13 protein-coding genes are annotated in these 22,273 nt (G+C 48.9%); 3 read left to right on the top strand and 10 right to left on the bottom strand.

Translation table 11 applies throughout. From position 1 onward, the window contains the following. Nucleotides 1-177 precede the first annotated feature (177 nt). Nucleotides 178-2,319: a TonB-dependent receptor plug domain-containing protein gene (locus tag M0413_RS03415; protein ID WP_413739666.1), complete on the top strand. Its 2,142-nt coding sequence runs from the start codon at nt 178-180 to the stop codon at nt 2,317-2,319. A gap of 121 nt (nt 2,320-2,440) precedes the next feature. Here M0413_RS03415 and pmbA read toward each other — a convergent pair whose 3' ends face one another. Continuing rightward, a complete protein-coding gene (gene pmbA / locus M0413_RS03410) occupies nt 2,441-3,784 on the bottom strand; it encodes a metalloprotease PmbA (RefSeq protein WP_099457381.1) in 1,344 nt (447 codons plus the stop codon). A 161-nt stretch (nt 3,785-3,945) separates the two neighbouring features. Here pmbA and yjgA point away from each other — a divergent pair, with 161 nt between their 5' ends. Next, complete coding sequence (yjgA, locus tag M0413_RS03405) at nt 3,946-4,479, top strand: ribosome biogenesis factor YjgA (protein WP_249553193.1); 534 nt, start codon at nt 3,946-3,948, stop codon at nt 4,477-4,479. Nucleotides 4,480-4,894: 415 nt separating this feature from the next. Here yjgA and M0413_RS03400 read toward each other — a convergent pair whose 3' ends face one another. Continuing rightward, on the bottom strand, nt 4,895-6,226 hold the full coding sequence (locus tag M0413_RS03400; RefSeq protein ID WP_037422470.1) for an APC family permease: 1,332 nt from the start codon (nt 6,224-6,226) through the stop codon (nt 4,895-4,897). A 623-nt stretch (nt 6,227-6,849) separates the two neighbouring features. Here M0413_RS03400 and M0413_RS03395 point away from each other — a divergent pair. Next, entirely contained in the window at nt 6,850-9,039 is a 2,190-nt protein-coding gene (locus M0413_RS03395) for an immunoglobulin-like domain-containing protein (RefSeq protein WP_249553191.1), read from the top strand. Between the two features lie 159 nt (nt 9,040-9,198). Here the strand turns inward: M0413_RS03395 and M0413_RS03390 are convergent, their stop codons facing one another. The 8 genes from M0413_RS03390 to rng all read right to left on the bottom strand — a co-directional run bounded on the left by M0413_RS03390 (nt 9,199) and on the right by rng (nt 22,222). Continuing rightward, nucleotides 9,199-10,335 (bottom strand): ABC transporter permease, encoded by a 1,137-nt coding sequence (locus M0413_RS03390; RefSeq protein ID WP_249553190.1) that lies wholly within the window; start codon nt 10,333-10,335, stop codon nt 9,199-9,201. A gap of 1 nt (nt 10,336) precedes the next feature. Further along, entirely contained in the window at nt 10,337-11,548 is a 1,212-nt protein-coding gene (locus M0413_RS03385) for an ABC transporter permease (protein ID WP_249553223.1), read from the bottom strand. Between the two features lie 89 nt (nt 11,549-11,637). Continuing rightward, nucleotides 11,638-12,612: an HlyD family secretion protein gene (locus M0413_RS03380; protein WP_249553188.1), complete on the bottom strand. Its 975-nt coding sequence runs from the start codon at nt 12,610-12,612 to the stop codon at nt 11,638-11,640. After that, nucleotides 12,602-14,023, bottom strand: coding sequence for a TolC family protein (locus M0413_RS03375; RefSeq protein WP_037422462.1), 1,422 nt, complete (start codon nt 14,021-14,023; stop codon nt 12,602-12,604). The genes M0413_RS03380 and M0413_RS03375 overlap by 11 nt, the downstream gene beginning before the upstream one ends. Before the next feature lie 153 nt (nt 14,024-14,176). Continuing rightward, nucleotides 14,177-15,625 (bottom strand): metalloprotease TldD, encoded by a 1,449-nt coding sequence (tldD, locus tag M0413_RS03370; protein WP_249553186.1) that lies wholly within the window; start codon nt 15,623-15,625, stop codon nt 14,177-14,179. Between the two features lie 108 nt (nt 15,626-15,733). Continuing rightward, nucleotides 15,734-16,582, bottom strand: coding sequence for a carbon-nitrogen hydrolase family protein (locus M0413_RS03365; protein ID WP_249553184.1), 849 nt, complete (start codon nt 16,580-16,582; stop codon nt 15,734-15,736). Continuing rightward, the gene (locus M0413_RS03360; RefSeq protein WP_249553182.1) at nt 16,506-20,756 is read right to left on the bottom strand and encodes a YhdP family protein; all 4,251 of its coding nucleotides are present in this window, start codon (nt 20,754-20,756) and stop codon (nt 16,506-16,508) included. Before M0413_RS03360 ends, M0413_RS03365 begins: the two co-directional genes overlap by 77 nt. Then, a complete protein-coding gene (rng, locus tag M0413_RS03355; protein ID WP_051714234.1) occupies nt 20,756-22,222 on the bottom strand; it encodes a ribonuclease G in 1,467 nt (488 codons plus the stop codon). Before rng ends, M0413_RS03360 begins: the two co-directional genes overlap by 1 nt. Between the last annotated feature and the right edge of the window lie 51 nt (nt 22,223-22,273).

Genomic DNA, 22,273 nt, shown 5'->3' with positions numbered 1-22,273 from the left:
GGGCGCGTTAAACAACGCCGCTTATTATCCTCACCTTGGCGCTAGCTTATCCTCATCTTGGCGCTAGCGAGAACTTCAGGCCGCTATTTCAGCTTTATCTTTATAAGCTCTGCGACAATATGCCGCACTTGTCACACTTAGATGATCTTTATAATGCAGCGCAATTTATCTAAGTGAATGGAAGACAATAAGATGGCTGCAAACGCTTCAACTATCCCCCACGGCTTTAAATGCTCCGCAATCGCCAGCGCGCTGACCTTAGCATTAGGCGCTTCAGTTGCCTCACAGGCCATGGCCGACGAGACAAATCAAACTCAAATTGAACGTATTCAAGTCCATGGCCAACAGAGTATTGGCCGTAATGCCTTAGGCTCGGCCGATGCTTTGCTAAAAGATCAAGGCGTCGATTTCTCCGAAGCGGGCGGCGTTTCCGCCTTACCTGTGCTCAATGGCATGATGGGCGATCGCATTAAAGTGTTAGTCGATGGTGCGGATATCACCGCCTCCTGTGCCAACCAAATGAACCCACCACTTTCCTACGTTTCCGCTAACCAAATCAGCTCGGTAGAAGTGGTCGCGGGCGTGTCCCCTGTCAGTGCGGGCGGTGACAATATCGCCGGAGTGATTAAGGTTAATAGCCTCAATCCAAAGTTTAACGACAGCGAAAACCTCAGCTTTGAAAGCGGTGAAATCTCATCGGGATACCGCAGCACCAGCGATGCATTCCTACTCGGCGCTAAGGCAGGGATTGCCAGTAAGGACTTAAGTTTCAGCTATCAAGGCGCCTATGAAGATGCCAATAGCTACCACGATGGTCACGGCGATAAAGTGCTCGATACCCTCTATCGCGCCCAAAACCACGCCTTAACCGCGGCATGGCGCGATGACACACAACAACTGGCGGTTAAGCTAACGCACCAGGCTATCCCGTTCCAAGGTTTCCCAAACCAATACATGGATATGACGGATAACAAGAGTTATGGCGCCCTAGTCCGCTATCTGCGGGATTTAGACAACGATGGTGAGTTTAGCGCCCAGTTAAACTGGCACAGTGTGAAGCATGAAATGGGCTTCTTCACCCCAGAAAAAACCGGCAAAATGCCAATGAATACAGAGGGTAGCGATTACAGCTATCAACTGTATTGGCGCTTACCCATGGGCGATAACAGCACGCTACTCCTAGGTCAGGAATTTTATAACTATCAACTCGATGATACTTGGCCAGCTGTGCCCGGCACTATGATGGCACCCAATGACTATATCAATATCAACGACGGTGAACGCCGCCGCGCCGCAGTTTATGGCGAGTGGCAGCAAAACCTCACGCCACTCTGGTGGTTGTCTGCTGGGGTGCGTTATGAATATGTCACCACAGATACGGGCGAAGTGCAGGCTTACAGCAATATGCCAATGATGGGCATGCCCAATGTGGATGCCGAGGCGGCAAAAGCCTTTAATGCCATGGATAGAAGCCGTGACGATAACCTTATCGATGCTACGCTGCTAGCGCGTTATCAGCTATCGGCCAAACAACAATTGGAATTTGGCTTAGCCCGTAAAAACCGCGCACCAAACCTGTACGAGCGTTACAGCTGGGGCCGCGGCGTGATGGCAACCACTATGATTGGCTGGTATGGCGACGGTAACGGCTATGTCGGCAACCCCGATCTTAAGCCCGAAACGGCGCATACTCTGAGCGCGGCCTACAAGTTTAATGGCGATGAATGGCAATTCTCTACCACGGCTTGGTATAGCGCAGTGACAGACTATATTGATGCCGAGGTGATTGGCAGCTTTAACCGTACTGGCCTTGCCAGTGGTAAACGCAATATCCTTAAATTCACCAACGAAGATGCCAATTTATATGGCGCGAAGTTTAGTGCGGTCTACCTATTAGCCAATACCGACAGCGGTAAATGGCAGATGCAGGGTAAGCTCGATATCACCCGTGGTGAGCGCGATGAGGGTAACGAGCCGCTTTATCAAATCAAACCGCTACAAACCGAGTTAGCCCTTAGCCATCAACTGGGTGATTGGGAAAATCGCCTGTCGTGGCAATGGGTAGCGACTAAGGATAAGGTCGATGATCGCCGTTTAGAAAATGAGACCGACAGCTATTCGCTGTTAAATCTAAGCAGCAGTATCAAATGGCAAGAACTGAGTTTAACTTTTGCAATCAACAACCTGTTTGATACTTACTACGAACTGCCACTGGGTGGTGTCAACCTTGCCGAATTTAAGGCCGATAGCACGGGTGGCTTTAGCCAAGTCGCAGGCTCGGGTCGCTCATTTGAATTAGGCGCCAGCTACAAATTCTAATGAGCACCGCCGCTAACAAGTGGCAAGGCTATTTAGGATGGAGCAATTAAATCAAAAAGGGCAAATGCAGCTGCATTTGCCCTTTTGTTTTTCGATTGACTTGACCGTTATGCGCCGATAGTTAGTTACCCGCGACTTTCATCTCGGATAATAAAATCCCGCCAGTACGGATAGACGAACGTAAATCGAAGTCTTTACTGACCGCCTGAATCCCACGGAACATATCCTTAAGATTGCCAGCAATGGTAATTTCTTCAACGGGGAACTGGATTTCACCATTTTCGACATAAAAACCAGCGGCGCCACGGGAATAATCCCCCGTCACCATATTCACGCCTTGGCCCATCACTTCAGTGACAATCAAGCCCGTGCCCATGCCTTTGACTAACTCATCAAAACTTTGACCAGTGTGCGCTAGGGTCCAGTTGTAAATCCCGCCCGCATGACCTGTGTTAGGTAGGCTCAATTTGCGCGCCGAATAACTGGTTAGTAAATAGGTTTCTAATATGCCGCGATCGATGATGCGTCTATCTTGGGTCGCCACGCCTTCGCTATCGTAGTTGGCACTGGCGAGTGCGCCTAATAGATGCGGCTGCTCTTCAATGCTGAACCAGTCAGGGAAGATTTGGGTGTGAATGGCATCGAGTAAGAAACTTGATTTACGATACAAACTACCGCCACTGATGGCACCAATCAAATGGCCGATTAAGCCAGTCGCAATCTCTGGCGCCAGTAATATTGGCAAACGGGTGGTGGCAATCTTACGTGCCCCTAAACGGCTCACGGTTTTCTCGGCGGTTTTTAGCCCCACCAATTCAGGTGAAAGCATCTCATTGAATTTACGGGCGATAGTGTAATCGTAATCCCGCTGCATGTTGCCGTCACTGTCTTCACCGATCACGCTGCAACTTAAGCTATAGCGCGAGCTGCAATAGCCATTTAAGAAGCCGTGGCTATTACCGTAAACCTTAACCGACGTATGGGCGTTTGCGCTGGCGCCATCAGAATTATTGATGCGCGGATCGGCATCGAGCGCTGCGGTTTCGGCGCGAATGGCCAATTGGGCTAATTCGTCGGGGGAAATATCTTCAGGATAATAGAGTTTAAGATCGCGGATCTCGGTCGCCATTAAGGCTTTATCGGCTAAACCGCTAAACGGGTCGGCCGAGGTGTAACGGGCGATATCATCTGCCGCTTTAACCGCAAGAGCAATGGCTTCAGGACTGAGATCTGAGGTAGATGAACTGCCCTTGCAACCATCGCGATAAACCGTAATACCGAGGGCGCCATCTTTATTAAACTCTACCGTTTCAACTTCCTTTAAACGGGTTGAAACCGATAATCCCTGTTGTTTACTGATCGCCACTTCAGCGGCATTTGTCCCTAATTTATTCGCATATTCGAGGGCCACAGCAACCGCATCTTTCAGCGCGGTCAATTCACTATCGATTCTGTTCAAAGACACAAAGCAACTCTTTCGTTATAGGCAATGCCGCTAGCATAACAAACACCTATCCCATTCTCATTATTTATTGCGCGCTTTACTGATTGAATCGCGCTTTAGCTAGGCGAATTTTGGCGGGAGATGTTATTATTAGCGCGTTATTTAACTGAGGTTTTATCTATATGAAGATTGTTGGTGATTCAGAACATTTTAAACAGCCCTATGACAGTAACGACGATTATGTCAGTAAAACTGAGGATAAGCGTGACTGCGAAGCGGCTCAAAAAGTCGGTATGGAACTGGTCTCACTCAGCAAAACCCAGCTAGATAAAATCGAGCTGGACGAGCACTTGTACGACAGCATTCAGCAAGCTCATAAGATTAAGCCAAAGACCGAAGCCTATCGCCGCCATATGCAGTATATCGGCAAGCTGATGCGTAACGTCGATATTGAACCTATCAAGGCGTCGCTCGCGGTCGTGCTTAACAAAAACAGCAACGAAACCGCCAAGTTGCAAATGTTCGAGAAAATGCGTGAGCGTTTACTCACCCAAGGCGACGGTGAAATCCAAACCTTAGTGGAACATTACCCACAGTTGGATAGACAAAAACTGCGTACCTTAGTGCGCCAAGCAACCAAAGAGCTGGCGAAAGGTCCTGAGTCTAAATACTCAAAAGAGCTGTTTAAATATTTACGCAGCGAAATCCAAGACTAGCGTGTTGAGTTTTTGAGATTACATTTTACTGTTCAAGCAAGCTCTAGCTCGCGAAGCGAGGGATAACACACCGTTATTCAACTCAAATGACGGGCGGCTCTTATGATTAAAAGTAAGAGTAAGAGCTTGCCAGAACACCCTCTTGGCCAGCATATGGCTGCAAAATAACCCTGAAAGTCAACACGCCCCAATCCCCGCACTTCGGAATATTGCCTTAGGCGCTAGGCGCGATTTAGCAAAAGTTAATGTCTCTAACCTTGCTTTCTATGGGTCAACAAAACTGGGAAAATTTTATCCACGAGTTTTGCAAACGAACAACATGGCGTCTCCAGTCGGCGTAAAAAAATGTCGTTCACTCTTAAGCAAACGACATTAGCATACCTCAGTGCTGTTACTTTATGAGTCAATACCTTAGTTAACTCTGCAACTCTACCGCTTTGCGCAAACGTAGGCTGCGCAGCGCCAAATACAACATCCCTACAGCTCCCCAAATTAAGCCAAGTTCTAAGGACTGAGGCTCGAGGTTTATCCACAGCACGCCAATGGTCGCCGCACCACACAGGGGCAAGATGAAATACTGCAAATGTTCCTTAAGGGATTGATTACGTTTTTCTTTAATATAAAACTGCACTATCACCGACAGGTTAACGAAGGTAAAAGCCACTAAGGCGCCGAAATTGACCAAAGCCAAGGCCATTTCTAAATCAAATGACACCGCCGAAAGCGCCAGTAACCCCACCAGAATCACGTTAAATGCCGGAGTACGCCATTTAGGGTGAACATAACCAAAACCTTTATTGGGCAGCATATTGTCGCGCCCCATCACATAGAGGATGCGCGCCACCCCCGCATGAGCCGCCATGCCCGATGCTAGCACCGCAATCGTTGTCGCCACCAGCACGATAGACTGGAATAAATTACCACCCACATACAGGGCAATCTCAGGCAGCACAGCGTCTAACTGCTGGAAGCGAGAAATATCAGGGAAATAGAGTTGTAAGAAATAGGACACGCTCACAAAAATCACCCCGCCAATCAGCGCTGTCAGTACAATGGCGCGGGGGATCACTCGCTTAGCGTCCTTGGTTTCTTCACTCAATGAACTTAAGCCATCAAAGCCTAAGAAGGAGAAACACAGAATGGTTGCACCGGTAAAGAGCGGCGCTAAGGTTATCTGCTCCGAATAGAATGGACGCACGCTGGCAATCACTCCTTCACCTTCGCCAAGGGACAAGCTATGGGCCATTAAACCGATGAAGACTAAGATAATGGCTATCTGAGCAAATACGATAACGCCATTAAAATTCGCAACTAAATCAATGCCTCTCAGGTTGAGTACCGTCATGACGGTGACTAAACCAAAGATGAAAATCCAAGGCTCCACGTTGGGGAACATGGCAGTAAGGTAGATTTTGGCCAATAGCATGTTGATCATCGGCATAAACATGTAATCGAGTAGCGATGACCAACCCACCATAAAACCGACATTTGGGCTAAAGGTTTTTTGGGCATAGGTATAAGCCGACCCCGCATAGGGATATTTACGCACTAAATGACCGTAGCTAAAAGCGGTAAACAGGATACCCGCTAATGCGAGCAAGTAAGAGGTGGCCACGTGGCCAGAGGTGATCTCAGAGACAATTCCGAAGGTGTCAAACACGGCCATAGGCGTGAGGTAAGCGAGCCCCATCACAACCACTTGCCATAGATTAAGGCTTTGCTTTAAGCCCGGTTTTTGTTGGCTCATATACCACCTCCGAGTGCAGTCGGTGGAATGACTAACGCGACATCTTGATTGACGGCAATGACCGAAAATCCGGTAAACAACAGCCCCATTGAATTGTCCTCAGTAAAGTAGGTTCAAGCGAACCTCGTATCATTTCCGGATGTTTACCGGCCTCTATTGGTTTAAAACCCATATATTCAAAAAGAAAATAACCGAGGCACTGAATACCTCGGTTATTTTTTCGGCGCGCATTTTCGCCTTAAACAAGCTGGAAAACAAGCAAAAAACCTTCGTTTGCTTCACAGTCCTAATCTTTGTCTCAAAAATTGGCTTTTTCACGTCTTTGCTAAATCACATTGTTGCCACTAAAGGCTAAAAGTCACATTAACCACAAAATTGACACCGCCAAACAAATGACAGATAAATGCGAGCTTCAAATAAAATAAACTACAAAATCATTTTTTATATAAACTTTAAAGATTTTATGCATAATAACCATAAGGTAAGCAAATATAATAAATCAATAAAAGTTCACTTAAACCACCAATATGTCAAAGTTAATACTGATTTTTACCCATCTAAACAGAAATTAAGACTTTAGATTATTTTGGTTAATTTTTTATCGTTAAAAAAGGCAAGACTCAATGAAATCTTTTAAATTCAATACCCTGTTTGGTTGCATAGCACTCACCACCGCAGTATTAGCCTCCCCTGCAAGTGCACAGGGTTCAATGATGGTTAACCCTCAAGCTGGCGTCGTCGTGGGATACTGGCATAACTGGTGTGATGGCGCAGGTTATAAAGGTGGCGTAGCTCCATGTGTTAGCTTGGCGCAGGTGAACCCTCAATATAATGTTGTCGATGTTTCATTTATGAAAAGCTATGGTGCCAACGGCAGCATTCCGACCTTCAAACTCGACCCCGCAATTGGGTTAACTGAGGCACAATTTATTGATCAAATTAGTGAGCTCAATCGTCAAGGCCGAGCAGTATTAATCGCCTTAGGTGGCGCGGATGCTCACATTGAACTGCGCAATGGCCAAGAGCAAGATCTGGCAAATGAAATCATTCGGTTAGTTGAAAAATATGGCTTTGATGGGCTTGATATCGACCTCGAACAAGCCGCAGTCACCGCTGCAGACAATCAAATCGTCATTCCCGCGGCGCTAAGGATCGTTAAAGATCATTACCGTAAGCAGCAGAAAAACTTTTTAATCACTATGGCGCCTGAATTCCCCTACCTCACCACCGGCGGGAAATATGTACCTTATATCAACGCCCTTGAGGGCTATTACGATTGGATTAACCCGCAATTTTATAACCAAGGTGGCGATGGTATTTATATCGATGGTATAGGCTGGATTGCGCAAAATAATGACAATTTAAAACAAGAGTTTATCTACCATATCGCTAATGCACTCGCCAATGGCAGCCATGGGTTCACAAAAATTCCCCATGACAAACTGGTCTTTGGCATCCCGACTAATATTGATGCGGCAGCCACAGGCTATGTGAGCGATCCACAAAAACTGTTTGCCGCATTCGAACAATTAAAAAATCAAGGGCAGCCACTCCGTGGCGTAATGACATGGTCGATCAACTGGGATATGGGGAAAAATGCTGCAGGCCAAGCCTATAATGAATCATTTATTAAGGCGTACGGGCCCTTCATCCACAATCAAGACATTACCCCACCAGAACCAGAAAACGGCAAACCCATTTTCAGCGGCCTAGGCCATGTTCGGGTCAAATTAGGTGGCGTATTTAATCCACTGGATGGCGTTAGCGCCTATGATGCCGAAGATAAAGATCTGACGGCCGACATCCAAGTGACTGGTGATGTGAATACTCAGCAACTTGGCCTTTATCCACTAACGTATAAAGTCACCGATTCAGATAACAACACTACGGAGCAAGTACGCACTGTTGAGGTGTATAACACTAAACCTGAGTTGAGTGGCATCCATAATACTAGCATCACAGTCTCAGCCCCCTTCGATCCAATGGCAGGCGTTAGCGCCACCGATGCCGAAGATGGCGATCTGACCCATAGCATCCGTATTGAAGGTGAAGTCAATAGCGACCGTATCGGCCAATATGAGCTGGTCTACAGCGTAACTGACAGTGCTGGCGAGCAATCCCGCGCAGTGCGTATCGTAACCGTCAAAGAGCAAGGTGCAGTGTGCGAAAATTTATGGAATCCAAGCAAGATTTACTTAGGCGGTGATACGGTTAGCTACGCAGGCAAAATCTGGTTAGCGGGTTGGTGGACTCAAGGTGAGCAACCAGACTTAGCTGGTCAATGGGGCGTGTGGAAATCCCAAGGTGACAGTGATTGCGATTCAGGCTTGCCTCCGGTTATCACGCCGAACTTTACGATAAGCGGTTTAGCCTCGAGCTACCCACTCACCCAAGGGCAAGTTAGCATTAACTTTAACGTCAATACCAATCAAGCGATGGAATTAACGGCTAGCCTTGTGCAGGATGAGCGCATCCACGCGAGCAGCACAGCTAACATTAATGGTAATGGCGCCATGGTATTGCAGGGAGCATCACTCGACGCAGGAGCTTATCAGCTCATCATCAGCAACAAAGATAACAGCCTCAAACAACAGTTTGCCCTGTCCTTAGTTGCAGATGACGGCGGTATCGAGCCCGGAGAATGCCCAGCATACAGTGCAGGTACCCAATACCAAGCCGGTGATATTGTTACCAACGCAGGTGGCGTTTACCAATGCCGACCTTGGCCAAACAGCGGATGGTGTAGCGGCTCAGCGCCTTACTATGCCCCAGGCACTGGCAGCGCTTGGCAAGATGCGTGGACTAAGCATTAATACTCGCGTTGCGGTCATATTACTTTGACAACAAGCCCTGCGGCATCTTGTGATGCCAAAGGGCAAATCTTTGGATTCATCTCACAAGCAATTCAATACCAAAGTAAAATTTCGCCCTTAAAAATCTTCCTAAGCACACTCTCGCCACCAGTTCACAAGCTAAACCCAAGCCCGCGCCCGGCGGTGAATACCTAAGAGAGCTAAGCCAAAAAATACCGCAAACAAGCCCCAAAGCTGTAACCACTTTGGTAACACGCTCGCCCAGCTAGCGCCCATTTGATTGAGTTCTAACATGCCCATAATGGCCGGAACGGCAGGGATCATCTGCGAGCCCAGCACAAGCGGCTCAGGGATTAAGGCAATCGGCCAGACAAAGCCTGAGACAAACAGGATTGGCATTGAAATTAATAGCAATACTTGAGTAGGCAAATCGCGGCGGGTAAACAAGGTGCTCATTGCGACTCCAGCCGCCGCCGTCGCCAGTAAAAACGGTAATAGCCACAGTGCGACCAGGCCAAAGCGCGCTTGAATACTGACGTTATACCAGTGGTAGCAATAGCCCACATAAAAGCTGGTAAACAGAGTATAAATCAGCATAAAGGCTAAAATTCGACCACAAACCAATTGCAGTGGCGACACCTGCTGCCAATAACCCTGATGACGCCACTGGCCTGCACCTAAAATGCCAGTACCGATCAGCAGTGTTTGATGCAGGATCAGTAAAAATAATCCCGGGACGACATAAGGTGTATAACCTAGGCTTGGGTTAAACGCAGGAACACTATTTAAGTGCAGCGAGTTGAGGTTCTGCTCGGCCTCTTTAGGATTTTTCCCCTGGGCGAGCATGCCAATCCATTGAATTTGTTTACCGGCATCCATCCCCGCACTGACAAGACCTTCGGCCACAGCAGAGTAAATCAAGAAGTAACTGGCATCACCGCCGTAGCTTAAGGTTACGCCCTTACCGAGCAACAAATCGCGGCGAAATCCTTCGGGGATCACCAATAAACCGTGCGCCTTACCGGTTTCGATAAAGCGTTTCGCCTCGGAGATAGAGCCGACTTGGCCTATCACTTGGATTTTTGCACTGGCATCCGCATGGCGAATAAGTTGACGACTCAGGGAAGAATGGTCTAAATCCACCACGATAAGCTGCTGTTCTGTTGGGACTTGGTGCAAATAAGGCAAGGGATAGAGCACCGAATAAAACAGCACACCGCCAAATAGGGTCACAGCGATAGCCTTATCGCTAACAATCGCCTTTAATTCAGTGAGCACTAACTGCCATAAATTCATGTTATTGCCCCTTCACTGATAGAGATGCATCGGTGTCAGCCGCTACCGAATTGGGGGTTACCGTTATCGGCAGTAGTTTGCTCGCCAAGGCATAAATCACGGGGAGCAGGCAAATAAATCCCCAATAACTACTCAATTGCTGCGCCATCGTTGACCAAGTAGCACCGTAACTGACCACACTCACATGGGACTCAATATAATGGCTCGATGGCATAATGAGCCGCCACCACTGGGCAAGTTGTGGCATTTCGTGGGTAGGGAAAGTGATCCCCATAAAGGCAAAGGCTGGTGCGAATAATGCGGTACAAAAACTGATGACCCGCGCGCTATCACGCATCAGCACAAACACCAGTAACACCAAACTCCAAACCGCCAACAACATGATCAACTGGGCAAACAGCAGCAGCGCTATACTACCCGCAAAAGGCAGGGCCAGATACAAATACAACCAAGCGAGGATAAACCCACCCTGTAACATCAAGATAGGGGTAAACAACAGGATCTTAGCCAACACCTTAGGCCAAAAATGCTCGGTCAATTGATTGGAGATCCCCTCCTCTGACTGCGCGGCATTAAGGTGTAACTCGCGATTTAAGCTGTTAGCCATCACCAGCATAGATAACAACTGCCAAAGGGCTACCAATACCGGCGGCACTAAAAAGCCAATATAGTTATTGTTACGATTAAACAATGCCGTGGTCTGGCTTTTGACCGGGCTTAAATTCACCGCCACTTGTGATTTTGGCGTGCCCGTCATCAGTTGCTTAAGGCCTGCGACCTGCAACAACCCATCGCCGAGACTCAACTGAATTTGACTCGACAACAGCTTACCCACCAGCAAAAACTGGCTGTTGTAGCGCACATCGATTGTGGGTGTATGGCCGGTAAGCAAATCCTTTTTCATATCATAGGGAAATACTACCACCGCATAGACCTGCGCCTGCTGCATAGCCTCGACGGCCGAGGAGAGATCGGTAAAACTCTGGGGATCGGTCACAGGATTGGCTTTGAGTTGACGGGTCAGCATCCGGCTGAGTTGGCTATGGTCTTGATCAACAATCGCCACGGGTAACTGCCGCGGTAAACCCGCACTAAATAACCACCACAGGCACAAAATCCCCAGCAGCGGAATGTAACTGATAAGGGCTAGTTGCCAAGGATCGCGCCATAGCGCCTTAAGCTCGCGGCGCACCAATGCCATGAACAACGCCATAAAGCCTACGGAGGCAGACTCTGTCGCATTGGCGTTAGTGCCATGCTCGCTCAATGGCTTAGGCTCGCTCGATAACTTGGTCACAGTCGTTACTCTGCACTAAGCAGCACAGACATACCGACGCGCAGATCAGCAATTGGCGCCGTTGGGCGTAATTCAACCTCAAAGGTGCGCATATCAAAATCGTGGCCGCTTTCGGTCGAACGCCAAGTCGCAAAATCCCCCATCACACTGATATGGGAGACAGTAAACTCTACCGTTTTATCCAGCGCTGGCAGTGTTAATTGCAGTTTATCGCCCTTTTTAAAACGCTTTAGTTGATCTTCACGTACTTGGAGTACCGCCCAAGCGTCCTGCATATCAATCAGACTCACCACAGGGAAACCACTCGGCGCCAGTTCACCTGCTTGCAATAATACTTCGCTAATTTCCCCAGATTTAGGCGCACGCATTTGGCTATCAGCCATAATGGCACTGACTTCTTTCACCGCGCCTTCGGCCATACGCGCATTCCCCGCAGCAGCAGCTTTGGTTTCGACCCGCGCGCCTTCTTCAGCCATTTGATACATGGCTAACGCCGCTTGTTCTGTGTATTTTGTCGCTTGCCACTGGGTAAAGGCTTCATCGCGTTTTTGCCGTGCGGCAACACCTTCGGCAAATAAGTTTTCTACGCGGGTATAGGTAGTTTTTGCCAGTGTTGCCGCCGCTTGCGCCTTGAGCCATTGTTCCTTAGCCGCCATCACTTCTTGGCTACGGGCACCATTATTTGCCTCTTGTTGCAAGGCCTTGGCTGCATCACGGCCACCTTCGGCCTGCATCAACTTGGCATCTAGCTCAGGGCTGTGGATAGCAAATAACAAATCACCTTCATTGACACTATCACCACGGCGCACAAGCACTTGCTCGACCCGTCCTGGCACCTTAGAGGATACGTTATATTCGCGGGCTTCAATCTGCCCCTGCAACACACTCGGCTTTGGGCTATAAGCCAGTTTGAGCCCATAGGCTAAAATAAGGCCTAATGCGACCAACGCCGTGAGAGCAAGAATTCTGTTAGCGCGCATTGATAGTCTCCTGCGATTGAGTGCCTGTGGCACTGCGACCGATAAATTCATCTAATTGACCACTGATGGCCATTAATCTGGCATAGGCTTGCACATAGCGATAACTGGCACCAAGCTGCTGAGTTTTAACGGCGCTCAGTTTTAATTCGGCATCGACCCTATCAATAGACGTTGAAAGCCCTTGATTAAAGGCGATTTCCCTTAAACGCAGGTTCTCAGTGGCCAGTTCGAGTGAGGTATTCAGGGCCTTGAACTCTTCTTCGGCCTGTAATAACTGGCGGTAACTTTGGTCGAGCAGCAAACTTAAGTCTTGGCGTGTCTGCGCCTTAGTGTAACGGGCTTGCAGCAAGGCACTCTTAGCCGCTTCCACTTTACCGCTGCGGCCATCGCGGCTCAGCAAGGGCACTTTTACACCGACACCGACCATCCAGTCCGGTTCTACCTTAGAAAACAAGCTGTCATCTTCGTATAAGGTGTAATTACCAAAGAGAAACACAGTCGGGTGATATTTACCTTTCTCTAAGGAAACCAAACCATTCGCCTGCGCCTCTTTAGCCTCAAGTAGCTTAAGCGCCGGGTGTTGATTTAAGGTCATTTGGGTCAAGTCCCCCAATGACGGCGCCTGTGGCAGCACAAATAGCGGCGAGTTAGTACTGACATCACTTCGTTGCAACATACGCGATAGGGCGATAACGGCCATTTCATGCTGGCGGCGGGCGCTGCCTAAATTGACCTTCGCGTTGTCTAAAGCCACTTGAGCATTCAGGCGCTCGACCTTAGCGATTTGCCCTTCGCGCTCCAGCGCCAGCGCATGGTCAACGTGCTTAGTTAAGGAGGCCACCAGCTCAGTTTGGGTGCTGACAAGGGATTGAGTCACATCGACGGCATAATAACGGTCAACCAACTGAGTGAATAAGTCGCGGGTTGCTAACTGTAATTCCTGTTGTTTCTCGGCCACCATAGCGGCATGAATGCCTTGAGCCGCGGTGATCTGGCCGCCGGTATAAATCGGCCACATCGCCTGTAAGCTGGCGCGGAAAATATCTTGCTCGGTAAAGGGCGTGACAAATAATGAACCCGGAATACTCGCCAGTGCACCGCCAAGTGCGGGTGGCAAGGTCGCGGGGTCAAGCGAGGCTAAGGGATTGAGATCCCTTAAATCTAATTCAATTGGTTTTTCGAGGTGGGTATAACTGCCATTCAGACTGAGGGACGGCAGATTTAAACTTTCGCCCGCCTCTTGCTCGCCCTTGGCGCGATTCACCTCTTGGGATTGAGCCTGGAGTTTATCGCTCACCTTAAGCACTTGCTGCCAAGCCTCAGTAAAGCTACTGGGCTGGGCATAGGCCGCTAACGGCAATAGTGAGGGCAAAGGCAATAAACACAGCCATGCCAAACGTGATAGTTTCATTAACACCTCTAGAGTAGTTACTCTAATTTCCTTTGCAAATGATAACATCCATCATGGAAGGCGGCTAGAACCCACCGCTGGAAGTGTAAGATGGGTTCTAAAATAAGCACTTAGCCAATCAACGTAGGAGCTTCTAGCTTCTAGCTTCTAGCTTTACGCAGTACCGCCTACGGTCAGCTTGTCGAGCTTAAGGGTCGGTTGACCGACACCCACAGGCACGCTTTGACCATCCTTACCACATACACCAACGCCCTTATCCAGCGCCATGTCGTTACCCACCATGGAAATCTGACTCATGGCTTCAGGGCCATTACCGATCAGGGTTGCGCCCTTAATCGCTTGAGTCACTTCTCCATTTTCAATCAAATAGGCTTCAGAGGCCGAGAACACAAACTTGCCCGAGGTGATATCGACCTGACCACCACCAAAGTTAGGCGCATAGATGCCCTTCTTCACCGACTTGATGATCTCACTCGGATCAGACTCGCCCGCCGTCATATAAGTGTTGGTCATCCGCGGCATCGGCAGATGCGCATAAGATTCACGGCGACCATTGCCCGTTGGTGCTACGCCCATCAGGCGCGCATTTAATTTATCTTGTATGTAACCTTTGAGAATACCGTCTTCGATTAACACGGTTCTCTGGGTTTGTTCGCCTTCATCGTCGATGCTCAATGAGCCACGACGATTCGCAAGCGTGCCATCGTCCACCACAGTCACCAGTTTCGAAGCCACTTGCTCGCCGACCATACCACTAAAGGCGCTGCTGCCCTTGCGGTTAAAGTCGCCTTCCAGACCATGCCCCACGGCCTCGTGCAATAACACGCCCGGCCAACCATTACCCAGCACCACAGGCATCTCTCCGGCTGGCGCATCGATAGCATTGAGGTTAACTTGTGCCTGACGCACCGCTTCACGGGCGAAGGCAAAGCACATAGGTAAACCGGTTTCATCATTCACCATAAACACGCCGTAATCGTGACGCCCACCGCCACCGGCACTGCCACGTTCACGCTTGCCATGTTCTTCTAAAATCACGCTGCAATTAAAGCGCACTAAGGGACGAATATCGGCAGCCAAGGTGCCATCGCTAGCAGCGACCAAGATTTCTTCGTGCACACCCGCGAGGCTAATCACCACTTGAATAATGCGGCTATCGAGGCTACGAACATAAGCATCGGCCTCTTTCAGCAGGTTGATTTTTTTCACTTCCTCCATGGCGGCGATAGGGTCAAGACTATCGTACAGCGCCAAGGCTTGTCGGCGTTTGAAGGCCTGAACCTTGGCCTGCTCACCCGCTCCCGCAATACCGCGCGCTGCCTCGGCCGCAGCGCTTAAGGCCGCTGGCGTAATATCATCGGCATAGGCAAAACCGGTTTTCTCGCCGCTGATAGCACGCACACCGACACCACGTTCGATATGGAAGCTACCATCTTTAATAATGCCATCTTCGAGCACCCAAGATTCGTGGCGACTGCCTTGGAAATAGAGATCGGAAAAATCGACTTTATGTTGATGTATGGTGTTTAAATAACTTTGTAACCCATCTAGGGCTAAGCCACCCTTTAATAAACTTTGCTCTACTTGTGCTAAAAAAGGCATCGCGGTTCTCTCTGAAAGCTTGGCTAAAATTGGCAACTCACTCATTTTTAAATAACTTAAATTCGCTGTGAGTCTATTTCATCTAAATCTGTTGAAGGCTTAATCTGTTCAAGGTTTAAGGTTCGGTGCAGTAAAGCGATTATGTTGCGCCACGGGCATTTTACTGCGTATGCTGTGCACCTCGGCCACATCGATATCGGCATGCACCCAACCTGTACCGGTTTTCTGCTCGGCAATTACCTCGCCCCAAGGGCCTATCACCATGCTCTGCCCCCAGGTCTCGCGGCTGCCTTCGTTATGAGCGCCCCATTGGGCTGCGGCCAAAATAAAGCATTGGGTTTCAATGGCTCTGGCCTGTAATAACACCTGCCAATGGGCTTCTCCCGTGACCTTAGTAAAAGCCGAAGGCACGGTAATAATCTCGGCTCCCGCAAGGCGCAGCGCCCTAAATAAGTCCGGAAAGCGTAAATCATAACAGATGGTCAAGCCAATTTTGCCAAAAGGGGTGTCGATGACACTGATATGATTGCCGGGGCAGAAGGTTTCACTCTCGCGGTATTGCTTAGTGCCATCGGCGACATCCACATCAAACAGATGCAGTTTATCGTATTGCCCTAAGGTATCACCTTTATCATCAAACAGATAACAGCGGCAGTAGACGCGCCCATCCGCCGCCAGCGCGGGGATGGTTCCCGCCACCATATACACGCAGTAACGGGCGGCTAAGGCACTTAAGGCGGATTTTAACGGGCTAAGATGGCTATCACCCGCATAGGCGAGTTGTTGACTCTCATGGCCACCAAACAGCAAGCTGCATTCTGGCAGCACCACTAAATGCGGGGCATCTTTGTCCCATTGCAGGCGATCACAGGTTAATTCCTCAAGCTGCGATTCGATAAACAACAGATTCGCGCTGACGTCGCGACTGCTCTGACATTGCAACAGGCTGATGCGCATGACTATCTCCTTGAATTGTGTTTATCGACAATACCACCTTGGGGCTCACAGGCTTAGGTTGTTCTGGTTCGGCTTTAGGCGGCTCTGCAGGTTCGACCTTGGGCAGAATCGGCGCTTGCGGCGATGTCTCTTCCTTAACAGCTTTTACAGGTTTCTCTTTAGCTTTATCAGCATCTAGCGCAGGTTGCTCGTTGTTTTTTTCAGGCTCGACGGGCGGCTTAGCGTCTGTCTTGGTCGGGGCGCTATTCTTGAGGGGTGGCGCATCATTCGGCTCTGCACCCTCGGTTGGTGCTGGCAATTCGCCCCCCACCATAGGCAGAATAGACTCGGGGATTTCAATCTCTTTACTCTTACGTTCCAGTTCCTCTACCACAGGCTCAGACATAGTGCCCGTTACTCGGAAACGGATCTCAGAGATCACCTCAATCACAGGCTCGAGCACTTTGGTCAGTGCAAATGCACCAAGCCCCAACGTCCACGCACTGGTACTCAGCAGCACCACGGTCGGCACACTCGACGCCAATTGCGGCACAAAACGAATATCGTAATTTAAGCTTTCGCTGGTGAGATCCGTATAGCCGCGCACCTTCATATTACCTGCAATCGCATCCATTTCAGTGTCCGTAGTTTTCACTACACCATTATCGATTTGCAGATTACCGGTAAAGGAGTTGAAGTACATGCCTTGACCAAATACATCACTGAAATCTAAGGACAATTTACGTACTAATGAATCGAGGCTAAACAGTGAGAAAATCCGTGCGCCCTTATCGCTCACTTGGGATAAATGGCCTTTGCCCAATTCAAATTTAACTTTACCATTCAAGGTTTCAAGGGAAAACGCATAGGGTGCACCTTGCCAAGCTAGCTCGGCATTCACCTTCAATGGAGCTTCATTTACACCGGGATCGATCCCAAGTTGGTGACTCAAATAGCTAAACTGACTAGCATTCAAACTGACGGATAACTCGGTTTGATTTTGACCATTCTGCTGTTGCCAAATCCCATTCCCCTGCAAAGACACCTCTGGAGTGGTTAAAGATAACGTCTGAATGCGGTAACCCGAGGCTTGCGGACTTGCTTGCACCACTAACTGGCCAAATGGCTTATCGAAAAAACGAAAATCCTCTACATTCACCGCAACGGGCGGCAAATTAGTGAGCACCTGCTCCGCCGCAAAATCCGCTTCACCTTCAGGCTTCACATTGGGTGAAAAATAGAACTTACTGGCAGTCACTTTTAAGCCTTGCGTCAACCAATTAGGGTAAAAATCTACCGTTCCTTCAAACTCACTGGCTTTGGCATCGAAGCGCCAACCATTTTCATTGGGTTTGGCGCTGAGTCTCAACTCTGTAAGCCCTTGCCCTAATAAATCAAACTTGCCGATATTTGCATCAATCCCAGCCACTGAAGGGAATAAGTTAGCGTTATTTACCTCTTCCACCAAAATACCAGTGCGAGTCGGTTTGTTATCTGAAGCAACAAAGGCATTAATTACGGGTAACCAATTAGCTAACTTGCCACTGGTTACATCAATCTTAATATGTCCAAGCTCGGTATTGGGCACCTCGGTAGCCTCGAAGAGTCGCCCTAATAGCAGATCAAAATAACTGAATTGCGTACCTTTTTCAGCCTCAAAGCCGCCAATAAACTCAGCTTGTTTATCGAGTTTTACCCTCAGGGTTGAAGTCTGCTGATCACCAGAAAACTCGGCCATTAAAGGCCTAGGCTCGTCAGCAGGTTTTGCGAAAATGCCAGGTAATGTTAAGGTGGCACCGACCAGATCGGAACCTAAATTGGCTTGAATTTGATAGCCTTGCTCATCGAATATCATGCTCAAGTTACCGCCCCAAGCGACTTTACCTTGGTAAAACTTACTTAAGGGATTTTGTAACTCTAAGGGTAAACGACTGAGATCCCAACGACTCTTCATATCCACATTCAGCGCAAAATCTTTACCTTCGGGTTGAGTGGCAAAACTAAACTCCAAGGGCTGCTCAAACAGGCGAGACTTAATCCCTTTGCCTTCGACTATCTCGTTGGCAAATTGCACTGTGCCCGTCACCGCCTTGAGTTGTAAACCTGGCTGCGCAATAAACACCGGCGTGTTATCAAACATAATTTGACCGCGGATATCCTCAGCCTCACCCTCATACAAGGGAATACTAATATCTAAGCTGCCCGTTACCGCGCCCTGCACTTGCACAACCTTTAAGGTTTTGCCCACAGTATCGGCAAGGGGAGAAGCCTGTAGCACTTGAGTCGCAGCACTGCCTTGGGTCGCAAGATCGGCCTGAATTTTTAACAGCGAATGCTCGCCTAACTCGGGAATAAACACGTGGGCACCATCGGCAACCACATTCATCAACTTACCTTGGTTAACCCAGATATCCATGCGGGCATTTTCAAATAACGCATCAAGGGAAAGATCTGTGACCGCAGGCCAATCAGGTTGGAATTGGTATTCGGCATTGTTTAAGGTAAATGCCGCTTGGAACACGCCACTATTATCCTCAAAGGGGAAGCTCGATAACGCCCCCTGCCACAATACTTGCGCATTTTGACTCTGTCCCGCTTTTATCGCGCCATCAAGATACTCGGCCAGTGACTCACCCATGGCTTTGATCGGGAAGTATTTATCTGCATTAGCGGCATTTTTGACTGCAACATTAGCAGCGAGGGACAAACTGGCTGCAGTGCTAAAATCCAGTTTTAGGGCGGCAGAGAGGCCAAGGTCATCGTTTGCAAGCTGAACATGGGGCATAGATAAAGTCGCACGCTTAGTATCAAATGCACCAGTTAATTCAGCGCCTTGGAACACTAAGGGAGCTGAAAATTCATCGCCAAAATCGAGGGTATAAGTTTGCTCGGGGAGCGAAAAAACTAACGTTTCATCCTGCCATTGCAACTTAAGATCTAAGGGCTGGGTATTGGGTATTCCCTCCACTTTCTGCCAGTGTAATTGCTTGACGCTAGTACTTGCTAGCAAAGATTGATCGGCAGCTTGATAGAGGCGAATAGGCCCAATACTGCCCTCGGGCGCGAGATGGAACCATTGCTCAAGTACGGCTAAATCGACATCGGGGAAAAGCGGCAACAATGGAAATAAGGTCGGTAAATCTACACGGCTCACATAGGCATACAAAGCATCATCTTGTTGTTTCGCCGCTAATTTTAGTTCAGGCCAATGCTCACCATTAGTGACAAAATCTAAATCGGCGCTACTGATCTCCCAACCTGTCGCCTTGGGCTCCCAACGGATACTACCGGATTGGATTTCAAACTTTTGTGGCTGTCCTTGCATCGACCACTGCAACCAACTGGGCTCAAACTGCACGAGTCCAGAACGTAAACTTCGATGGGCAAAATCAAACCACGCCTTAAGATTGACTATCCCTTCTAAGGGCAGTTTTTTGCTTGGATCATAGGGATTAGGTTGGCGTGATGCCCATTCGCCCAAATCTAAGGACTGAGCCGCCAGATAAACTTGTCCGGTTAAACTCTCGGGCGCTGTAGCATCGCCGTTAATATCGAGTTGCAGGCTGAGCGATTCCTTAACCAAGGTATTGTTATCGAGGTAAATTTCCCCCGCGCCGCGGTGGCGCTCACCACTATTACGCCAATTGAGGTGACGAATATGAATGGGTCGATATTCATGTTGCAAGCTAAGCAGTTGCACCGAAGCATCCGTCAGCGAGAAACGCTCGAGCTGCTTTAAGAGTAATTTATACAACCAATCGGTTTGCGCCGTTTGATTGGACCTCCCCTGCGCCTTATTACCCGATAATTTATCGATATCGAGGGCAATATGAACACCATCGAAATTGACATCTTCAATGCGTGGACTGGTGGTCAGTAGCGATTGCCAAAAATCCAATTTGATTTGGACATGCTTCACCAACACGGTAACAGGGAGCTTGTCCTGCGTAGGGATCACTAGATTATCAACCGTTACCGCTGGGCCAAAGGCCTGCCACTGGGCGGATAACTCGCCAACTTGGATATCAATTTGATATTCGCTTTTTACATACTCAACTAACTGCTGGCGTACTTCATCGACCTGAGGCAATAATCCACGGATCAAGCTTACCGTCAAGGCAAACAAGACTAAGATCAGTGCCAGTAATTGCCAGCAAAAACGGCTTAGTTTTTTAGCAGTAAAAAGCGTTGCCACTACATCATCACCACGTCGTATTTATGCTGGGAATACATAGGCTCATTTTGCAGGCGAATACGCTTACCTATATAAACTTCAAGCTCGGCGACCAAATGACTTTCATCTCCACTTAAGCTGTTATAGACAGCGGGCGAGCAGTAAAGCAAAAACTCGTCGGCGTCATAGGCCCGATTCAAGCGAATAATTTCGCGGAAGATTTCATAAGAAACAGTTTCTACCGTCTTCATGCTACCCGTGCCCTGACAGGCTGGACACTCACTGCATAGCACATGCTCTAGGCTCTCGCGGGTGCGCTTACGGGTCATTTCAACTAGACCCAACCCAGAGAAACCACTGACATTAGTCTTAACTCTGTCCTTGGCGAGCGCACTATTTAAGCTATTGAGTACCCGCGTTTTATGCTCGTCGCTCAGCATATCGATAAAGTCGATAATGATGATGCCGCCGAGATTTCGCAGCCGCAGTTGCCGTGCAATCGCTTGGGTAGCTTCAAGGTTAGTGTTAAAGATGGTTTCTTCAAGATTACGGTGGCCCACAAAGGCACCAGTGTTGATATCGACCGTAGTCATAGCTTCAGTCTGATCGATAATCAGATAGCCACCAGATTTAAGCTCCACCTTACGTCCCAGCGCACGCTGGATTTCATTTTCGACATCGTACAAATCGAAAATCGGCGCTGGGCCAGAATAGTGCTCAATCTTGTCGGCGATTTCCGGCATAAACTCTTGGGCGAAGGCTTGCAGCTCGGCAAAGGTGCGGCGCGAATCGACTTGAATTCGGTCTAATTCGGTGCCGACAAAGTCGCGCACAATGCGCACCGGCAGGGCGAGATCTTGATAGAGTAATGCTACGCCACGGCGCTGACGCCGCTCGGAGACCTTAGACCATACTCGGCGCAAAAAAGCCGCATCTTGGGCAAGTTCGTCCTCACCTACGCCCTCGGCGGCGGTGCGGATAATAAAGCCGCCGTCTTCATCGACGAATGGCAGAGTGATTTTTTTAAGACGACTGCGCTCTTCTTCCTGCTCAATCCGCTGGGACACCCCAACATGGCTCGAGCCAGGCATAAACACCAAATAACGGGAAGGCAGTGTGATATCTGTGGTTAGGCGCGCACCTTTAGTGCCCAGAGGGTCTTTCACCACTTGCACCATAATATCTTGCCCTTGGCGAACCAGCTCGGCGATATCACGGACCACAAAATGGCCCTTCTCCACATCGGCGACGCATTCAGTGTGCGGCACAATGTCGGAGGCATGTAAAAACGCGGCTTTATCTAAGCCAATATCCACAAAGGCGGCTTGCATGCCAGGCAACACACGGCTGATTTTGCCCTTGTAAATATTGCCCACCAGACCACGCTTCATGCGCCGTTCAATATGAACTTCTTGCAGCACGCCGTGCTCGACTAAGGCAACGCGCGCCTCAGAGGGGGTTACATTAATCAGTAATTCTGAACCCATCTTGCGCTGAATTTTATTCGGATTTAAGCGACTGGTATTCACGACTCACCC

It is taken from the genome of Shewanella sp. 8A (assembly GCF_023475945.1).
GTDB lineage: Bacteria > Pseudomonadota > Gammaproteobacteria > Enterobacterales > Shewanellaceae > Shewanella > Shewanella xiamenensis.
Note: the sequence above shows the minus strand (reverse complement) of the source record. Positions and strands in the feature narration are given on the sequence as shown.